Below are 18,435 nucleotides of genomic sequence, written 5' to 3'. Positions count from 1 at the left end.
TTGAGGGAGGTCAACAAGATGCGCCAGCGCGGGGCGGTTTACCAGCGGCACGCTGGCGCAATGGTGAAGAGGCTATTGCTCGTCCTTGGGCGGCATCCGGGGAGGCGGCAGCGGCGTGAAGACCGCTGCTTGCGCGCCGGCCGGCGGGGCATTGAACTCCCCGGTCGAGGAATCGCCGCCGCTGGTCTCGAGGATGACCTTGGGCGTCACATATTCCCGGACCATGTCGATCAGGCTGCCCTCGCCGCCGCCGAAGTCCGCCGCGCGTCCGCCTTGCGGGTGGCCCGCCGCGATCTCGTTCTCGGCTGCATGGGTCTTGTCGGCCAGAGTGTCGTTGTAGGGGACGCGGAAGGCGCGCGGGATGCCGCTCGGACGGTGATCCTCGTCGAGTTCCTCGACCCACAGATAGATCGAGCCGGGATCGCCCTCCAGCGAATGCGGCTCGACGATCCGCGCCTTGAGCAGCTTGAACGCGGTGGGCAGCCTGTCGCTGCTGGCCCAGCCGAGCAGCCCGCGCATTTCCGTGAAGCTGACGACATAGAAGGCGCTGGTCACCACCACCGCGACCGCCTTCAGCGACCAGTGCAGCCGTGCATAGACCAGCACGACCAGCAGCAGCGCGCCGATCACGGCATAGGCGACCGACAAAGTGAGGATGACCGCCTGCAGATTAATCACGACGGATCCTCACACCGGTCTTCGGATCGACGTCAGCGCCGTTGCGCCAGGTGCTGCGGAAGGTTTCCAGCAGCGATTTCGGCCGCTGGTCCACATTGACCACCTTGCCTTCGGTATCGAGCCGGAACCGCACCGCGGTCTTCTCGTCGCCAGTATGGTTGAGCGTGAATTTGTTGTCGAAGACCACCTGCGCAGTCGGATTGAGTTTCTGCACCTTCACATTGGCCGTCACGGGCTCGCCGGTCGTGGCGACGAAATGCGAGACGTTGACGGTGTATTCGCCGGCGACGATGCCGCGCACCGTCACGATCTCCTCGCGGATGGGTGAAGCGATCTTCTTGCCGTTGACCATGATGAAGTCGTTGGCGCCTCCGCGATCGTCGCGATCGAGCGTGAGGAAACCGGCCTCGCGATGGCGATACCAGGCGATGTTGCCGGCGGGATCCTGCACGAACAGGTCGAGATCGTCAGGATGGTTGTCGGGCCAGTCCAGCGTGATCATGAACTCGGCCTTGGAGTCGATCTTGCCTTCCTTGGCGTCGGGAGAGACCGCGAGCAGCGCGAGGAAGAACAGGAAGGCGACCACCTGGAGCGCCTTGAACAGCATCACGCCCAAGGGATCGAACGGCTCCTCGCGCGGATAGAGACCGAAATCATCCATCATGACGGCGTTCCAGCGCCTTTGCGCTCCAGCACCGGCGTCACATAGGTCTCGGTCAGGACCACGGCATCGGAGAACACCCGCTGGGTCGCGGAATCGAGCATGTAGTACTGGATGCGGACCAGGATGGAACCGACGAGACCCGCCAGCGTCGTGTACATCGCAACCGCCATGCCGTCGCTCATCAGCCCCATCGAGGACCTCATCGCGACCTTGTCGGCGGCATCCAGCCCCGCAATCGGCGCCAGCATGATGATAAAGCCGATGATGGTGCCGAGCAGCCCGAGCTTCATCAGCGTATCGGAGACGAAGGCACCGAACCCGTTGGAGCCGCGCAGGCGGTCGGCCAGTGTCCGCAGCAAGAGCGTCTGGTCGACCGGCCGGTAGCCCTGCGCCGCGGCCTTCGTCACAAGGCTCTCGATATGATCGCGCACCAGCCCGCGCGGCAGCGCGGGTGCGCTCGCATCGAGCACCCTGCTGCCGTCGGGCGCCGCCAGCACCGCGCGGCAACGCCGTGCAGCCGCCCCCTCACGGGCGATCGCCCGTGTGCGCAGGAAGCAGTGACCGCAGGTCAGGATATAGAGCACCGCGATCACACTCGAAATATAGGTCCGATCCGAGGTCAGCATCAGATGGATCAGGCCGAACCGCCACAGCAGCACGACGGCAAAGATCGATAGCCCCGTGAAGATCATCCAGAACAGGAGCGCGCTGCGCTCGGATGGGTCGGTCGCGGTGTTCGCAATCGGTCCAATCGTCATCGAACTCATGCGCATTGCTCCTGACCTGCAGGGATTGGCCTGCAACGATTCCACTCGATTAGATCAAAGTCGCCGCGCCCGGTCCAAAGAGCCATGCCCAATCCGGCTTGGGAAATTTGCCCGAGCTGCAATCCGGCCCAAACCTCGCAATTGGCAAGGCCAGGCTGCGTTGTTAGGCTGAGCTTACCAAACTTTGGGGTGATCGCATGCGCCTGGTGCTTCAGCTCGTCGCCCGTCTGCTTGTCATCGTTGCGCTGTGCCTGGGCGCAGCGACCGTGTGGGCCACGTTCGATGCCTACCGCAGCGTCGACCGGGCGACTGCGGCCTCCGCGCAGCGGGTCGCGCAGGCGCTTCAGGGACTGTACTGGCACGAACTCTTGCTGCGCAGCAGCAGAATGCGCGACCATCTCATGCCGGTTCCGGAGTGGCGGACGCTGGAGACGATGAAGCTGATCTCGCCCGGTGTGTGCGTCGAGTTCCAGCCGGCGACTGCATTCGAAAAGCCGCTCTGCGGCCAGAGCCAGGGGATCGGCAGGGCGCCGCCGCACTGGTTCGCGGCCATCGTACCGACCTTCCTCGGCAGCCACGCCGAGGTGGTGCGGCCCGTCAGCCCCCGCGCCGCGGCGGCCGGAACGGTGGTAGCGACCCCGGATGAAGCGGCCGCAATCTCGCTCGCCTGGGAGTACATTCTCAACGTGATCGACGTCGCGCTGCTGATGGCGGCCGCGATCGCGCTGCTCGCCTCGCTCGCGATCGCGCACACGCTGGCACCGGCGCGGACCATTGTGCTTGCCCTGCAACGAATGGCGCGCGGCCAATATCGTACAAGACTGCCGCGCTTCCGCTCGATGGAGCTTGCCATGATCGGCGACGCCGTCGATGCGCTTGGGAGCCGACTGGAAGAGGCCACCGAACAGCGCGCGGCGCTGACGCGTCGCCTGATCGAGATTCGCGACGACGAGCGGCGCGCGCTCGCGCGCGAGCTGCATGACGAGTTCGGGCAAAATCTCTCGGCCATCCTCGCGTTCGCCAACACGATCGAGATGGCGAGCGCGCAGCAGTGCAAGGACCATGGCATCGCGCAGGACGCGCGCATGATCTCGCAGGCCACGCACCATCTGATGGCCTCGCTGCGCGACGCGCTGAAGCGCCTGCGCAATCCCCTGCCCGAGGAATTCGGGCTGGAAGCCAGCCTCGTCAACCTCGTCGACAGCTGGCGCTCGCAGAGCGCGACACAGCCGACGATCCAGCTCGATCTCAAGGGCGACCTCACCGACATCAGCGGTCCAGCCGCCACGACCGCCTATCGCGTCGCCCAGGAATGCCTGACCAATGCGCTGCGCCACGGTGCGGCCCGCGAGATTTCGTTGCACGTCGAGCGGTGCGCGGGCGACGACGATGCGCTTCTGATCCGCGTCGAGGACGACGGCGGCGGCGATGCGGCACGCGTGGCGCGCTCGACCGGCTTCGGCCTCACCGGCATCCGCGAGCGCCTGGCGGCCGCCGGCGGCTCGCTCACGATCCTACCCGCAACCCGCGGCCTCAGCGTCGCTGCAACAATACCGCTCGCCGCATGAGGCCGGCATGAACGAGGTCGCAGCAACAGGTATCTCGGTGCTGCTGGTCGACGACCACCCGATCGTGCGGCAAGGCTACCGGCGCGTGCTGGAGAGCCAGGGCGATCTCCACGTCGTGGCGGAAGCCGACAACGCCGCGGACGCCTACGGCGCCTTCAAGACACACGATCCCGACGTCATCGTGATGGACATCTCGATGCCCGGCGCCAGCGGCCTCGAGGCGATCCGCAATATCCGCGCGCGCAATCCGCGGGCGCGGATCCTCGTCTTCACCATGCACAACGAGGCCGTGCTGGTGAAAGCCGCCTTCAGTGCCGGCGCTTCCGGCTTCGTCACCAAGAGCAGCGCGCCTTCCGCCGTCGTCAATGCCATCCGCAGCGTCGCGCGCGGCGAGCGCGCCATGAGCGACGACATCGCGCATGTGCTGGCCGAGGACAGCCTGTCGACAGGCTCAGCGCTGGATCAATTGGGCGAGCGCGAGATCGAGATTTTGCGCCAGTTCGCCGGCGGCGCCACGACCGAACAGATCGCAACGCATCTCAATCTCAGTGTGAAGACAGTCCAGAACTATCACTATCTGATCAAGACCAAGACCGGCGCGCGCACGGATGCGCAGCTCGTGCGGCTGGCAGCGAGTTGTGGGCTGACCAAGATATAGCAGCGAGGCTGCCGGAATCCAGCCGAACGTACGATTCTTCAATCTGCTGAGCGAAATGGAACGGACACCATCCGGCTTCGGTTAGTAGCCAAGTGGAGGAGTACAACGCCATGAGTAAGGCCCATCATAAGGCAGTCGACCATCCCCCGATCATCACCGTAGGCGAACTCATCGACGAACTTTGCCGCCTGCCGGACACAGCCGTCGTCCACTTCCGTTGCCCTATGCTCGATCAGGAGCTGACATTCTACCACCTTCGCAAGCGGTCAAAGGACGCCGTCGAAATCGCAATCAACACCTACCCGCAGAGCCCGCCGGTCGTGCCGACATCCAACGGCGGATTTCACCGGCGCAGGCAGATAGACGCCTCGTCCCCGGTGCGCGAGGGCGAAGTTCTCCACAAGGCAAGGGGGTAAGTCAGGCGGAGCGATCAGGCCGCTTTCAACCCGCGCAGCAGCAACGCGAGCGTCGCATCGACGCGCGCCGGCAGCTCGGCATCCTTCCACTCGTCGGCATGAGCCGGATGGTGGAAGCGGCAGGTCGCATCGAACAGCGCGCGTGCAGTCGTCTTGACGTCGTCTACAGCGAACACGCCTTGCTTCACGCCGTCGGCAAGGATCGCGGCGATCTGGTCGATCATGGTGTCCTTGTGACACTTGACCGCCGCACAGGCCTCGCGTGCCAGCGTCAGATAGGTCTCGAACATTTCGGGGTCGTCGAGCACGCGCGAGCGCTTCGCCGCGAACAGCGTGCGCAGCCAGCGGTCGAGCCGCGCGGGCGCAGGGCCCTGCTCCTCGGCGATGGCCAGCAGCGGAGCGTCGATGCGGTCGAGCCAGCGTTTGGCGACGGCCTCGCGCAGCGAAGCTTTGCTCGGGAAATGGCGATAGACGCTGCCGTGGCTCACATCGAGCGCACGGGCAACGTCGACCACGGTGGCCTTGGCGAGTCCGTAGCGCCGCAAAACGTCCTCGGTGACTTCGAGGATCCGCTCCGGCGTCAAGACAACGGCTTCGTTCATGCCAGCACCATGTTCCCATTCAGGGCCCAGTTATCCGGCGATGGATGCTTACCGAAGCGCCCATACCGGTCGGTTCGGAAAGCTCTCGCCTAGAGCATGATCCGGAAAAGTGTGTAGCGGTTTTCCAACAAGATCATGCTCAACTCTTAATGAGGCAGTTTTGCAGCCTGCGCCGCGATCTGGCGCGCCACCAGTAAATTGAGCCAATGCCCAATCGTCCCGGTGAGATTGATGATTTCGGTCGTCATTGTCGTAAGTCTCCATTCATCCGCAGTCCCCATCCCCAAACTACGCCCCTCGATCCGCATTCGTTTCGGACCTCAGGCCCCCGGGAGGGACAACCACGGGACGCCCAATCGGAGCGCCCGGGAACGGATATACACGTCTCGCTGACAGATTTCAATATCTGTCATTCAATGATCCGTGATTGACAGTTAATTTCTCAGGGGACCTATGCCTCCCCCAAGCGGATAGCGCGGTGTGATCCGCCTTTCACCCCGATATCGCGGCAGGCTACGCTACGCTGACTCGCCCTACGAACAAGAAACGGACCCAACCCCATGCCCATCGTCAACCGTATCGCCGCCCTTTCCGACGAAATGGCCGCCTGGCGCCATGACTTCCACGAGAACCCGGAGCTGCTCTACGAAGTCCATCGCACTGCCGGCATCGTCGCCGACAAGCTTCGCGAGTTCGGCTGCGACGAGGTGGTGACGGGTATCGGCCGCACCGGCGTGGTCGGCGTGATCCGCGGCCGCAAGTCGGCCTCCGGCCGGACAATCGGCCTGCGCGCCGACATGGACGCGCTGCCGATCGTGGAAACCGCCAATGTGCCCTACGCCTCGAAGATCCCGGGCAAGATGCACGCCTGCGGCCATGACGGCCACACCGCAATGCTGCTGGGTGCCGCAAAGTACCTCGTCGAGACGCGCAATTTCGACGGCACCGCGGTCGTGATCTTCCAGCCCGCCGAGGAAGGCGGCGGCGGTGGCAAGGCCATGGTCGAGGACGGCCTGATGACACGTTGGAGCATCGACCAGGTCTACGGCATGCACAACATGCCGGGCCTCGCCGAAGGCCATTTCGCGACCACGCCGGGTCCGCTGCTCGCCTCTTCCGACAACATCCGCATCACCGTGCACGGCAAGGGCGGCCATGCCGGTGCCACACCGCACCAGGCGATCGACAGCGTCCTGATCGGCGCACAGATCGTCAATGCGCTGCAATCGATCGTAGCGCGCAACGTCGATCCGCTGAAATCTGCGGTGATCTCGGTTACGCAATTCCACGCCGGCACCGCCTTCAACATCATCCCCGAGACCGCCGAGCTCAGCGGCACCGTGCGCACGCTCGATCCTGATGTGCGCGATCTCGTCGAGCGCCGCATCGGCGAGGTCGCCGACAGCATCGCCTGCGCCTATGGCGGCTCGGCGGAAACGAAATACACGCGGATGTATCCGGTGACCTTCAATCATGCGCGCGAAGCCGGCGTCGCCGCCGACGTGGCCCGCGACATCGTCGGCGCCGAGCGCGTCAACGACAAAATCATCCCGATGATGGGTGCGGAGGATTTCTCATTCATGCTGGAGGCGCGCCCCGGCGCGATGGTGCTGGTCGGCATGGGCGACAGCCCGGCGTGCCACCACCCGGCCTATGTCTTCAACGACAACATCCTCGGCCATGGCGCCTCGTTCTGGGTGCGCCTGATCGAGACGGCTATGCCGGTGGGGTAGGAGCTTCATTCGGTGGGTTGGCCGAAGGCTTAACCCAACACGTCCGGCTAAGCGGAAACCATCGCGAGTTGCTTTACGCCTGCACCACCTCGTGCCGCATCACGAACGGCGCGAGCAGCGTGTGCACCTCGCCGGCAACGATTTCGCGCTGGTCCGGAGACAAGCCTGCAAGCGTGACGGTTGCGATCGAGCCGTGGCTGCCATGGGGGCCGACCTTGACCTTGCAATCGATGCCGCGCGCGACGAGCGGCGTCAGCACCTTGGTGAACACGCGTTGCGCCGCATCCCAGCGCAGTTGCGGCTTGAACACCTTGCCGACGCCGGTCACTGGCATCGGGTCGATCGGAATGACCTGCACCGGAACGGCGGCGCGCTCCGGCGTGCGCTCGCGCACCCACGTCTCGAGCTCGCCGGGCTCGACCGACGCGCCGGGCTTCAACTGCACATAGCCCACCGGCAGCTCGCCGGCATAAGCGTCGGGCTGGCCGACCACCGCGGCAAATCCGACGGCGGGATGGTGGAACATGATCTCTTCGATCGGTGCCGGATCGATGTTGTGACCGCCGCGGATCACGAGGTCCTTGGCGCGGCCGGTGATCCAGAGATAGCCGTCGGCATCGAGCCGGCCAAGATCGCCGGAATTGACCCAGACCTCATCGACGAAGGCGCCCCTGTTGTGGGCGTCGTTGAGATAGCCGCCGAACACGCCGGGCCCGGCCATGATGACGACGCCGATCTCGTCCGGCTTGCAGTCGCGGATGAGGCGCCCATCGGCATCGAGTTGCACAATACGAACACGCGCGTAAGGCATGGGCAGACCGACCGAGCCGAGTCGGATCGGCCGTGACGGATAAGCGAGCGTGTGCACGCTCGAGGTCTCGGTCATGCCGTAGACCTCGACCACCGGCAGCTTGAGTTTTTCCTGGATCGCCGAGCCGACCGCGACCGGAATCGCCGAGCCGCCGCCGGCTGCGTATTTCAGGCTGGAGATGTCGGCATTGCCGGGCGGCACCGCGAGCGTCGCGGCGAGCACCGTCGGTACGCTCGACAGCGCCTCGGGCTTGAAGCGCTCGACCAGGCCCCAGATGTTCTTTACCGCATTCGGATTGCGCCAGCCGCTCGGCGACAGCACGACCAGCGATCCGCCTGCGGACAGCGTCAGCAGCACCTGCGTCAGCGATCCGCCGACATGAAACAGCGGCATGCCGAACAGCATGTTGGCGCCGGGCTTCGCTTTCAGCAGCAGATTGAGCGCCCAGGCCTGATAGACTTGGTTGGTGTGGGTGTGCCGCACCAGCTTCGGCGTGCCGGTGGTGCCGCCGGTGTGGAAATAGGCGGCGATGTCGCTGCCCAAAATCTTGCGCCCGCCAACAAGCCGGTCGGACGGCTGCTGCTTGATCAGGTCGTTGAACGCAAAGATTCCGTTGGCGGGATCGCCGCCGCCGGCCACCTGCACGATCGCCTTGAGGTGTTTCAGCTGCGGGCGGATCTGCTCAACCTTTTGCCAGATATCTATGCCCGGCATCGGCCCGAGCGCCACCAGGATCTTCGTGTTCGCCGCTTCCAGGATTTCCGCGATCTGGTGCGGCTCGAGTAGCGGGTTGACGGGATTGGCGATGCCGGCGGCCTCCGCACCGAACAGCGTCACGAAAGCATCGGGCAACAGCGGCAACATAAAGGAGACGACGTCGCCCTTTTCCGCGCCCAGCGCGTGAAACATGTTGGCCGCCTGAGTCACGCGCGCGATGAAGTCGCGGTAGGTGACCACGAGCGGCGTATCCGCCGGATCGGCATTTTGCAGAAACTGGATCGCCGCCCCGTCGGGGTTACGCGCAGCCCCGAGCTTGATGGCATCATAGGTGCTCTCGGCCGCGACACGGTCCGCGTAAGGGACCTGCTCGAAGGCCCGGACCTCCTCGTCCGTCAAGAGCTCCGGATAGTCGTTGCCGATGAGCCGATCGAGCGCGTGTATGCCCGCCATGGAATTCCGTCCTCCCTCAGATGCATTCCCTTGCCGCCTGTCTTTTCGACATTCTGGTTCGGCGAGACCTCGACCGGTGGCCGGTCGAGCGCGGACAGAATGATGGATGATTTGGCGTTCGTCCATGGCTTAACGGCTACGGTCGTAGCGCTCGGGTGCGCGGGCTTTGAACCTCCGCGCCCGATCCGGGGACCAAGAACATGGGGTCGGATTCGCCTGCCAGCGTCCTGCCGCAAGACCTGAGGTGATCATGACCACGCTCCCGCGGGACCGCGCCACACGGCTGATCGTCGCACTAGCCATGGCAGCTGTGATCGCCCTGCCACGCGCCGCACTCGCCGACGACCAGTTCGACAAGATGCGCGCCAAGATCGTGGCCTTCGTCGGCGACAAGATGGAAAAGCTGGGCGGGTCACGCATCATCTACGAGGTGGACAGCTCTGGCCTGCGCGAGAGCGTCGTCACGGATCTGCGCGACGACGTCTACAAGAATTTGCACGACGGGCATATCGCCTTTTCCAATCTTGCGATCCGCGACGGCGGCGTCGATGTAACGATCGCGGACGCCAAAGGCCGCGACCAGCTCGCGCGCAAGCTCGCCTCAGCCGCGGACGGATTGCCATCGCATGCGCTCGCCGTGACCGACGGTGGCGACGGAGCGGTCAGGCTCGCGCCGACCAATGCCGCAGCCGCGGCACGGCTAAATGAACTCGTCGAAGATTCCATCGCCATGATCGAGCAGCGCCTTAAGGATTCCGGCATCACACTTGTCAGCGTCGTCCCCGACGGGACCGACCGCATCCGCATCTTCCTGCCTGGCGTGACCGACCCCGAGCGCATCACCGCGATCTTCGCCCGGAAGGTCAAGGTCAGCTTCCGCCCGGTGGATCTTTCGATACCACCGGAGCAGGCGCAATCCGGCACGCCACCCGAAGGCTCGGAAGTCCTGCTCGGCTTCAAGGACAAGAAGCCCTATCTGGTCACCAAGGAGAGCGCGCTCGATGGCGAGGATATCAGCTATGCGGCCCCCGGCTTTGCGGCCGGCACCAAGGTCCCGGTCGCCATGTTCCACTTCAACGGACACGGCACGCGGCGCTTCGCCCACGTCACCGAAGAGAACGTCGGCAAGCCCTTCGCCATCGTGCTCGACGACAAGGTGATCTCCGCCCCCGTGATCCGCGAGCCCATCACCGGCGGCTCGGGCCAGATCTCGGGGAATTTCACGCTCGAGGAGGCCAACAGCGTCGCCATGTTGCTGCGTGCCGGGTCCTTGCCAGGGCATCTCAACTTGATCGAACAGCAGGTGATCCAGCCTACCGCCAAGCCCTGAGGCGGAGGTAGCCCCGTGTCCGCCTCGCCGGGGCGCCTACGTCCCGTCCCCGACGTCCAGGTCGGCACCCCGGCGACCCCGAATCACGGGCGCGCCGCAGCCATACGCGCAACCAACGGGCAATTGCCGAAACGCCCGATCAGGCTAAAATTTGCCTCTTGCGGCATGGCGGCCGAAGGCTTCATTCAAGCGGTCGTCATTCGATTTCGGCTATACGAATACCGAGCAGGACTGAAAGCCTTACGCAGGGATAGTACCATGCCGTCCGGCAGTGCAGACATTTCCTCGATCCTCGACCGCATTCTGGATGCGGCGACGGATAACCTCAGGATCGCGAAGATTCTGGTCCAGATGGGCCTCGATCCCAACAACGTCACCTACGACGCGATCTTCAGCCGGCTGCTGGAGATCTTCGTCCACAACATCACGCTGGCCAACATGTTCGCCGCGATCGGCGCCGGCTTCTTCGTCGCCACCCTGCTGATGCGGACGATGGTGCCGCTCCGCGTCGCCAACATGATCGGTTGCGGCTTCTTCGCCATCTTCGGCGCGCTCTCGGCCAATGTCTCGACGTTCCTGCTGTATCTGCTGCTGCTTCCGATCAACGCCTTGCGCCTGCGGCAGATGCTCAAGCTGGTCAAGAAGGCGCGCCATGCGGCCGAAGGCGACATGTCGATCGAATGGCTCAAGCCGTTCATGACCGAGCGCAAATATCGCAGCGGCGATACGCTGTTCAAGCTGGGCGACCCGGCCAAGGAGATGCTCCTTACCGTCACCGGCAAGTTCCTGGTCAAGGAGATCAACGTCGAGATTCAACCCGGCGCGCTGATGGGAGAGCTCGGCTTCCTCACGCCCGACAACCGGCGCACCGGAACGATCGAATGCATCGAAGACGGCCATGTGCTGACGATCACCTATGACCGCCTGCTCGAGATCTACTTCCAGGACCCGCAGTTCGGCTATTATTTCCTGGTGCTGACCAGCCAGCGGCTGCTGCAAAACATCGATCGCTTGCAGAATCAGCTCACCGCAGCGCGATCGGCGACCACGAACAGCATCGCGTGAGCACGGGCGACCGGCTGTGCTTCGGCCGCCCGGCTTCCAGTTATTCCCGCGATCAGGCGTTGGTGCCGCCGTCGACCGTGAGGTTCGCGCCCGTGATGTAGGACGCCTCGGGGCTGGCGACGAAGGCGACAAGTGCGGCCACCTCCTCCACCTTGCCGTAGCGGTTGAGCGCGGTCGCCGCCTTCTGCGGGGTCGCCCAGTCGCCGGAGGCAGGGTTCAGATCAGTGTCGATCGGCCCCGGCTGCACGTTGTTGACGGTGATGCCGCGGTCGCCGACCTCACGCGACAGCCCCTGCGTGAACATCCGGATGGCAGCTTTGGTCGCCGAGTAAGGTACCAGCCCGGGCGTCATCATGCGCTCGCCGACGCAGGAGCCGATCGAGATGATCCGGCCGTTGTCGTTCATCTGCTTCAGTGCGGCCTGCGTCGCAATGAACACGCCGCGGATGTTGAGGTTGATCACCTGGTCCAGCTCCTCCAGCGTGGTCTCCCCGAACGTCTTGGGGATCGCCGTGCCCGCATTGTTCACGAGCACATCAAGCTTGCCGAGCGCGCTGACGGTCTTGTCGACCGCGGCCTGCACGGCCTTGGGATCGGTCGCATCCGCCTGGATCGCGACCGCCCTGCCGCCCGCGCCATCGATCGCCTTGACAACGGCGGCAGCAGCGTCCGCACCCTTGCTGTACGTGATGGCGACTTTGGCGCCATCGGCGGCGAGCCGCTTGGCGATGGCGGCGCCTATGCCGCGTGAGCCGCCGGTGACGAGTGCCGTTTTGCCTTCGAGCTTCTTTGACATGGTAGAGTTCCTTGATGGGGGTGGGGGAAAGGACGGCGGCGGCCGGCTCAGAGTTTTGAGCCGCCGTCGACGTGGATGGTGTCGCCAGTGATCCAGCGCGCGTCGGGAGAGGCGAGGAAGGCGACGGCGCCGGCGATGTCGTCGGGCTCGGCGATCCGCTTCAGCGTCTGCATGGCGAGCGTGTAGTCGCGCCCCGCATCGGTCTTGGCGAAAGACGACATCTCCGTCGCCACCACGCCGGGCGCCACCGCGTTGACGCGCACGCCGCGCGCGCCGAGCGCTGCAGCAAAGTGCTTCACCAGCGTATCGATCGCGCCCTTGGTGGCGGCATAGGCCGGCAGCGTCCCGACCACCGCATGGGCCGCGAGCGAGGAGACCAGCACGACACTGCTGCCCTCATGCAGGATCGGCAGCAATTGCTGCACCAGGAAGAACGGCGCGCGGACATTGACGGCAAACAGCCGGTCGAAATCGGCAACCGTCGTCTCTTCGATTGCAGCCGCCTTGCCGACGCCGGCATTGGCCACAAGAATGTCGAGCCGGTCGCCGACGATGTTCTTCACCTGCGCGGCCAGCTGGTGCGGCCCCTCCAGCGCGCTCAGATCAGCCCCGATGGCATCGGCACGGCCGCCGGCTTTGCGGATTTCGGCGACGACAGCCTCCGCCTCCTTGGCGCTTTGCCCGTAATGCACCAGCATCTGCGAGCCGCGCTCAGCCAGCGCCAGCGCCGAGGCGCGGCCGATGCCGCGTGAGGCACCGGTAACGAGCGCAGTCTTTCCCTTGAGATCGGCCATGGTCACTCTCCTTCGCGGCCGGCTGCCTCCCCTCCCTGCCAATCAGGTATGGTTTGGAGCAGCGGCCCTCGTCGAAGTGCTATTTGGTGCAGGCTGGCGATCCTGAAAAAGACTTTGTAAGCTGCGGGACATACCTGCGAGGCATGTACCATGGAGCTACGTCATCTCCGCTATTTCATCGCGGTCGCCGAAGAGGGCAGCCTCACGGTCGCCGCCGAGAAGCGGCTGCACACGGCGCAGCCCTCGCTCAGCCGGCAAATCCGCGATCTCGAATACGAAGTCGGCGTGCCGCTGCTTTCGCGCAGCGTGCATGGCGTCGCGCTGACGGCGGCGGGAAAGATTTTCCTGGATCACGCACGCCTCGCCCTGACGCAAGCCGACGTGGCGATTGAAGCGGCGCGTCGCGCCGGCCGCCCCGAAAAGTCGCGCTTCGCGCTCGGCTTTCTTACCGGCCAGGAGATCGACTGGCTGCCCGAAGCGATGCGCGTCCTACGCAATGAGCTGCCGACGATCGACGTGAGCGTGACGAGCGACTTTTCGCCGATGCTGGCCGAGGGTCTCATGCGCGGCAATCTCGATCTCGCCTTCATGCGGCGCGAAACCGGCGCTGGCGACATCATCTACAGGACCGTGGTCGAGGAAGCGCTGCTTGCCGTGCTGCCGAGCGACCACCGCCTGGCCAAGCTCGACAGCATCGACTTGGTTAAGCTGGAGGGAACACCCTTCATCAACGTGTCGGATACCGCGCCTGCACTTCGCAAGGTCATTGACCGTTATCTCGGCGCCAGCGGTCGGTCGATCGCGGCGGCGCACGAGGCCGACAACCTCGCCATGGCGGTGTCGATGGTCGCCTCTACCCGCGGCTTCGCCCTGATACCGGGCTACATCAAGAACTTTCTTCCCTGGTCCGTCGTCAGCCGCCCGCTCAGGGGCAAGGCGCCGACGATCGACCTCGTCGTCGGCTACCACAAAGCCAATATCTCGCCGATCCTTGCAAAGTTTATCTCGAGGCTGGACGACCTGATCGAGCGCGCAACCAAACACATGCCGCGCTGATCGCGGCTCTGCTCAGCTCAGCAGCAGCGCCATGCCGGGATCGCCCTTGTCCATCGCGCGCCGATAGGCCGGACGTACGCCGATGCGACCGAGATATTTGACCACGTTCGGGCAGCGCGCGAGATCGTAGGGCTGGAAATAGCGCATCGTGGTGAGCGAGAAGCCCGTCATGATGTCGGCCGTGGTGAAGGTGCTGCCGGCCAGATATTCCGCATCGCGCACGCGGGCGTCGACGAGATCGAAGGCACGGTCGACGCGCGCCCTGGTCGCGGCCAGCATCGGATTGTCCTCGGCGAGCTTGAGCCGGTTCAGCATCATCAGCCGGCCCATGCCGGCTTGCAGCGTGCCGTTGGCGAAGTGAAACCAGTACAGGAATTGCGCGAAGCCGGGATCTTCGGCGCGGAGCACCAGGCGACCCTTGCCGTATCTGGCCATGATGTAGTCGACGATGGCGCCGGATTCGGCGAGCACGAGATCGCCGTCGACGATGACGGGGGCCGCGCCGATCGGATGCAGCGCCTTATAGTCGGGCGGCGCCAGCATGGTGACGGAATCGCGCGCATAGCGCTTCAGCTCATAGGGAATCTCCAGCTCCTCACAGAGCCAGACGATGCGTTCGGATTGCGATTTGCCGAGGTGATGGACGGCGAGCATGGGCGTCTCCTTGCGACGTCAAATTGGATTAGCCGCGATGCCACATCATACTCTGTCACAGGGAAGACAGCGTCGATCACCGTCAGCTTTCGTGCCTTTACCCAGCCTCGTCGGTCACCATCCGCGCCACGACGCGGTCGCGGCGAACGAAGTGGTGCCAGAGGGCTGCGACCACATGGACCGCGATCAGCGCGAGCAGCACATAGGCAAAGAAGATGTGCCGATCCTCAAAGGCATCCGCCGCCGCCTTGTCCGGAGAGGTGAACTGCGGCACGTGAAACAGGCCGAAGAAGTCCGAATAGTTGGTCGCGCGCGCGCCGGAATGCGCCCAGCCCAGCGTGGCGACCAGGATGACGACGAGATAGAGCGCGCCATGGCTGACATGGGCCGCGATCTTCTGCCAACGCGAGGTCTCGGCCGGCAGCGCCGGGGTCGGGTTGACCGCACGCCAGACGATCCGCAGCACCGAGAGCAGCAGGATCACGTAGCCGATGTCGGCGTGGATCGAACGGTAGAAGAACTTGTCGGCGCGCGCCGGGATGTGGTTCATCCACCAGCCGAAGCCGATCATGCCGAGGATCGCCAGCGCGAGGCCCCAGTGAAGCCACCGGGCAACGCTCCCCCAGCCGGTCCTCGTGTTTCTGATCATGTCGGCTCCCGAAAATTTACGGATGTCCCGGCCGCAGCGCAGCACGGCTGCAAATAGCGGGAACATACGGCAAAGGTGAAATTGAATCGTTCCAAACTGGGCGCCGGCCGGCCCCGCCGCAAAACCGCCCCAAAAACCGAATGGTAACCATGGCGCCTTAAGGTAACGCCGTGACCAATTCCCCGACGATCCTGGTATTCGATTCCGGCCTTGGCGGCCTCACCGTGCTGCGTGAGGTCGTGGCTGCGCGCCCGGATGCGCATTACGTCTATGTCGCCGACGACGCCTTCTTCCCCTATGGCCATCACGGCGAGAACGAGATCATCGCCCGCGTGGTGCCGCTGATGGGGGAACTGATCGGCACCCATGATCCTGACCTCGTCGTCATCGCCTGCAACACCGCCTCCACCCTGGTCCTATCGCATCTGCGGGCCGCTTATTCCGTGCCCTTCGTCGGCACGGTGCCGGCGATCAAGCCGGCCTGCGCCCGGTCGAAGACCCGCCGCGTCTCGGTGCTCGGCACCAAGGGCACCGTGAAGCGCGAATACACCAAGGCGCTGATCCGCGATTTCGCGCAGGGCTGCGAGGTCACGCTGGTCGGCTCGCCCGAGCTTGCCTCGCTTGCGGAACGCGAGCTCAGCGGCCACCCGATCAGCGACGGCGACATTCTCGCCGAGCTCATCCCCTGCTTCGTCGGCGATGCCGGGGATGCGACGTCGCGCACCGACACGGTGGTGCTCGCCTGCACGCATTATCCGCTGCTGCTCGGCCGGCTGGAGCAGCTGGCGCCCTGGCCGGTCGACTGGATCGATCCTGCGCCCGCCATCGCCCGCCGCGTCTCGGATCTGCTCGGCCCGCTCAATGGCAACATCGTGCAATCCGGCGCCGAGATGATCTTTACGTCGAACCGCGCACATGGGCTCGGGGCGACTCTGACGCCGTTCTTCGGCGGCCGCGCGCTGGTCTGACTTTTCGCAGACACGGCGCGCTGCTAGGCTTCGCCGTCGTCATCTCGCGCAAGGTCATCCCATGCCGGTCCCCGCAACGCCGCTCAATCGCCTCCGCCAATTGTGGAGCGAAGGCCGCCCCGCCTTCGGCGCGATTGCAACAATCCCGAGCGTGCAGATGGTGCAGATCATGGCGCGCTCGCTCGACTGGATCATCGTCGATCTTGAGCACGGCCCGATTGGATTGACCGAAGCGCATGCGATGATCGCCGCGACGACGGGCACGCCGTGCACGCCGCTGGTGCGGATCGCGGCGAACGAGCCGTGGCTTGCGAAAGCGCCGATGGACATCGGCGCCTTCGGCATCAATTTCCCGATGATCACGAACCGCAGCGAGGCCGAGAAGGCCGTGCGCAGCGTACGCTATCCGCCGCGCGGCGATCGTCTGTGGGGTCCGTTCCACGCGCCGTTCCGCTGGGGCCAGTCGATGCCGGACTACATGGCGTCAGCCGACGACGAGATGCTCTGCATGATCACCATCGAGCATGTCGATGCGGTCAACCGCATCGACGAGATCATGGCGACGCCCGGCATCGACGTCGCCGTCATCGGCCCCGGCGATCTCGCCACCTCCATCAACAAGCGCGGACAGATGGACGATCCCGAGCTGCTCGAACTGGTCGCCCGTGCGGAAGCCGGCATCCTCAAGAGCGGCGTGCCGATCGGCGGCGTGGCGCGCACCGCAGGCCAGGCCAACGCCCTGATCGATCGCGGCTACCGCGCGATCGCGCTTGGCTTTGACTGGTCGCTGTTCCAGCGCGGCATCATGGCGGCGTTCGACGGGATCAAGCGTTGAACAGGCCGTGCCATCTTGCCGAAAGCGGGCGATTCCGATCAGATCCCGGCCGGCTGCGTGTATGGCTCCAAGGTGAAAGACACAAGTCTTTGAAATTGCTTGTAATTTACGAAATCGACAAAACCAAGCCGCTGGCTTCGCCGGCGCCCTGATGCGGCGAACCGACCGGCCCCAAAACGGTTGGTTCGTGCTAGAGCAGGCGGCGAGCGGGAACCGGCTCGCTGCCCATATTTTAATCCGCGGGAACCGAAAGAGCGATGCGCGGGAAATCCAAGACCATTTCGCTGCCGCGCCGCCTGATTTGCGACCTCATGCGCGCGTCGATGGACGTGCCGTTCGTCTCGCTGTCCCGTTCGCTCAATATCCGGCCCCTGCTGGAGGCCCGCGCGGGCGCGATGGCGCCGGCCGGCTGGGCCGCGATGTTCGTTAAGGCCTTCGCCCTGGTCGCCCAGGACGAGCCCGTCCTGCGCACCGTCTATGCCAAATGGCCTTGGCCATCGCTCTACGAGCTGCCGAAGAGTGTGGCGCTGATCGCCATCGCCCGGGTCGAGGACGGCGAGGAATGCGTGATGCCACAGCGAATCGCGGCCCCGGAGGCCATGGCGCTGGCTGCGCTCGATGCCGAGATCCGGCGCGCCAAGACCGCGCCGATCGATGACGTCCCAATGTTCCGCAAGATCATGCGGGCGACCCGCCTGCCCCTGCCGCTGCGGCGGCTGTCCTGGGCGGTAGGGCTGAATTTCGGCCGCCAGCGCGGCAACTGGTTCGGCAGCTTCGCGGTGAGCTCGGTGGCCGCCTATGGCGGCGGCGAGCTCCACCCTGTTACGCCCGGCCCCTTCATCGTCAGCTATGGGGTGGTCGAGCCCGACCAGACCATCCATGTCGTGATCCGCTGGGACCACCGGGTCACCGACGCGGCCCCGATCGCCAGGGTCCTGACCCAGCTGGAACAGGTTCTGAACACTGAAATTGCTGCCGAATTGCGGGCGGCCGGCTCCAAACCGATCCGGGCGGTCGGGACGTGAAGTACCGTCGTTCCGGGGCGGCTCGCAGAGCCGAACCCGGAACCTCGAGATTCCGGGTTCGATGCTTGCGCATCGCCCCGGAATGACCGGCTAATGAATTGACAGCGAGCCCCAAACTCCCCTAAAAGCCCCCTGCTCGCGGGCCGATTTCGGCCCGCGAAGCGTTTCGCGACCCGTGGTCCTGTCCCTTCAAGCT

Annotated in this window: 19 protein-coding genes; 10 read left to right on the top strand and 9 right to left on the bottom strand. The window is 64.9% G+C overall.

From position 1 onward, the window contains the following. Positions 1-72 precede the first annotated feature (72 nt). The 3 genes from JJC00_RS15220 to JJC00_RS15210 are packed head-to-tail and all read right to left on the bottom strand — an operon-like array spanning position 73 to position 2,109. Entirely contained in the window at positions 73-678 is a 606-nt protein-coding gene (locus tag JJC00_RS15220; RefSeq protein WP_200473350.1) for a hypothetical protein, read from the bottom strand. Further along, on the bottom strand, positions 671-1,342 hold the full coding sequence (locus JJC00_RS15215; RefSeq protein ID WP_200473349.1) for a hypothetical protein: 672 nt from the start codon (positions 1,340-1,342) through the stop codon (positions 671-673). The genes JJC00_RS15220 and JJC00_RS15215 overlap by 8 nt, the downstream gene beginning before the upstream one ends. After that, positions 1,339-2,109 carry a MotA/TolQ/ExbB proton channel family protein gene (locus tag JJC00_RS15210; RefSeq protein ID WP_200473348.1) on the bottom strand — a complete coding sequence of 257 codons (771 nt, stop codon included), beginning with the start codon at positions 2,107-2,109 and terminating at the stop codon, positions 1,339-1,341. The genes JJC00_RS15215 and JJC00_RS15210 overlap by 4 nt, the downstream gene beginning before the upstream one ends. A gap of 197 nt (positions 2,110-2,306) precedes the next feature. Here JJC00_RS15210 and JJC00_RS15205 point away from each other — a divergent pair, with 197 nt between their 5' ends. From JJC00_RS15205 to JJC00_RS15195, 3 genes are all read left to right on the top strand, one after another. After that, positions 2,307-3,677 (top strand): sensor histidine kinase, encoded by a 1,371-nt coding sequence (locus JJC00_RS15205; protein ID WP_200473347.1) that lies wholly within the window; start codon positions 2,307-2,309, stop codon positions 3,675-3,677. 7 nt (positions 3,678-3,684) lie between these two features. Next, the gene (locus JJC00_RS15200) at positions 3,685-4,335 is read left to right on the top strand and encodes a response regulator (protein ID WP_200473346.1); all 651 of its coding nucleotides are present in this window, start codon (positions 3,685-3,687) and stop codon (positions 4,333-4,335) included. Positions 4,336-4,445: 110 nt separating this feature from the next. Then, the gene (locus JJC00_RS15195) at positions 4,446-4,751 is read left to right on the top strand and encodes a hypothetical protein (RefSeq protein ID WP_200473345.1); all 306 of its coding nucleotides are present in this window, start codon (positions 4,446-4,448) and stop codon (positions 4,749-4,751) included. 14 nt (positions 4,752-4,765) lie between these two features. Here the strand turns inward: JJC00_RS15195 and JJC00_RS15190 are convergent, their stop codons facing one another. Then, the gene (locus JJC00_RS15190; protein ID WP_200473344.1) at positions 4,766-5,353 is read right to left on the bottom strand and encodes a TetR family transcriptional regulator; all 588 of its coding nucleotides are present in this window, start codon (positions 5,351-5,353) and stop codon (positions 4,766-4,768) included. A 560-nt stretch (positions 5,354-5,913) separates the two neighbouring features. Between JJC00_RS15190 and JJC00_RS15185 the strand changes: the two genes are divergently transcribed. Continuing rightward, positions 5,914-7,086, top strand: a complete 1,173-nt coding sequence (locus tag JJC00_RS15185) for a M20 aminoacylase family protein (RefSeq protein WP_200473343.1) — start codon at positions 5,914-5,916, stop codon at positions 7,084-7,086. Positions 7,087-7,159: 73 nt separating this feature from the next. Here JJC00_RS15185 and JJC00_RS15180 read toward each other — a convergent pair whose 3' ends face one another. Then, positions 7,160-9,067 (bottom strand): acyl-CoA synthetase, encoded by a 1,908-nt coding sequence (locus JJC00_RS15180; protein ID WP_200473342.1) that lies wholly within the window; start codon positions 9,065-9,067, stop codon positions 7,160-7,162. Positions 9,068-9,317: 250 nt separating this feature from the next. Between JJC00_RS15180 and JJC00_RS15175 the strand changes: the two genes are divergently transcribed. Beyond that, on the top strand, positions 9,318-10,397 hold the full coding sequence (locus JJC00_RS15175; protein ID WP_200473341.1) for a SecDF P1 head subdomain-containing protein: 1,080 nt from the start codon (positions 9,318-9,320) through the stop codon (positions 10,395-10,397). 258 nt (positions 10,398-10,655) lie between these two features. After that, positions 10,656-11,462, top strand: a complete 807-nt coding sequence (locus tag JJC00_RS15170) for a Crp/Fnr family transcriptional regulator (protein ID WP_200473340.1) — start codon at positions 10,656-10,658, stop codon at positions 11,460-11,462. Between the two features lie 52 nt (positions 11,463-11,514). Here the strand turns inward: JJC00_RS15170 and JJC00_RS15165 are convergent, their stop codons facing one another. Then, positions 11,515-12,258 (bottom strand): SDR family NAD(P)-dependent oxidoreductase, encoded by a 744-nt coding sequence (locus JJC00_RS15165; protein ID WP_200473339.1) that lies wholly within the window; start codon positions 12,256-12,258, stop codon positions 11,515-11,517. Between the two features lie 47 nt (positions 12,259-12,305). Next, positions 12,306-13,052 (bottom strand): SDR family NAD(P)-dependent oxidoreductase, encoded by a 747-nt coding sequence (locus JJC00_RS15160; protein ID WP_200473338.1) that lies wholly within the window; start codon positions 13,050-13,052, stop codon positions 12,306-12,308. 150 nt (positions 13,053-13,202) lie between these two features. On the opposite strand from JJC00_RS15160, the gene JJC00_RS15155 reads away from it, so the two are divergent. Next, positions 13,203-14,108 (top strand): LysR family transcriptional regulator, encoded by a 906-nt coding sequence (locus tag JJC00_RS15155; protein ID WP_200473337.1) that lies wholly within the window; start codon positions 13,203-13,205, stop codon positions 14,106-14,108. A gap of 12 nt (positions 14,109-14,120) precedes the next feature. On the opposite strand, the gene JJC00_RS15150 is transcribed toward JJC00_RS15155, so the two are convergent. Beyond that, entirely contained in the window at positions 14,121-14,762 is a 642-nt protein-coding gene (locus JJC00_RS15150; protein WP_200473336.1) for a glutathione S-transferase family protein, read from the bottom strand. 97 nt (positions 14,763-14,859) lie between these two features. Continuing rightward, complete coding sequence (locus JJC00_RS15145; protein ID WP_200473335.1) at positions 14,860-15,411, bottom strand: cytochrome b; 552 nt, start codon at positions 15,409-15,411, stop codon at positions 14,860-14,862. Between the two features lie 170 nt (positions 15,412-15,581). Between JJC00_RS15145 and murI the strand changes: the two genes are divergently transcribed. From murI to JJC00_RS15130, 3 genes are all read left to right on the top strand, one after another. Continuing rightward, positions 15,582-16,379, top strand: coding sequence for a glutamate racemase (gene murI, locus JJC00_RS15140; RefSeq protein ID WP_200473334.1), 798 nt, complete (start codon positions 15,582-15,584; stop codon positions 16,377-16,379). Positions 16,380-16,440: 61 nt separating this feature from the next. Further along, positions 16,441-17,214: an HpcH/HpaI aldolase family protein gene (locus JJC00_RS15135; RefSeq protein ID WP_200473333.1), complete on the top strand. Its 774-nt coding sequence runs from the start codon at positions 16,441-16,443 to the stop codon at positions 17,212-17,214. Positions 17,215-17,471: 257 nt separating this feature from the next. Next, positions 17,472-18,239 carry an acyltransferase gene (locus tag JJC00_RS15130; protein WP_200473332.1) on the top strand — a complete coding sequence of 256 codons (768 nt, stop codon included), beginning with the start codon at positions 17,472-17,474 and terminating at the stop codon, positions 18,237-18,239. Positions 18,240-18,435 lie beyond the last annotated feature (196 nt).

The sequence above is a fragment of the Bradyrhizobium diazoefficiens genome (assembly GCF_016616885.1).
GTDB classification, from domain to species: Bacteria; Pseudomonadota; Alphaproteobacteria; order Rhizobiales; family Xanthobacteraceae; genus Bradyrhizobium; species Bradyrhizobium diazoefficiens_F.
The sequence above is the reverse complement of the archived record's forward strand: the minus strand, read 5'-3'. Positions and strand labels throughout refer to the sequence as shown.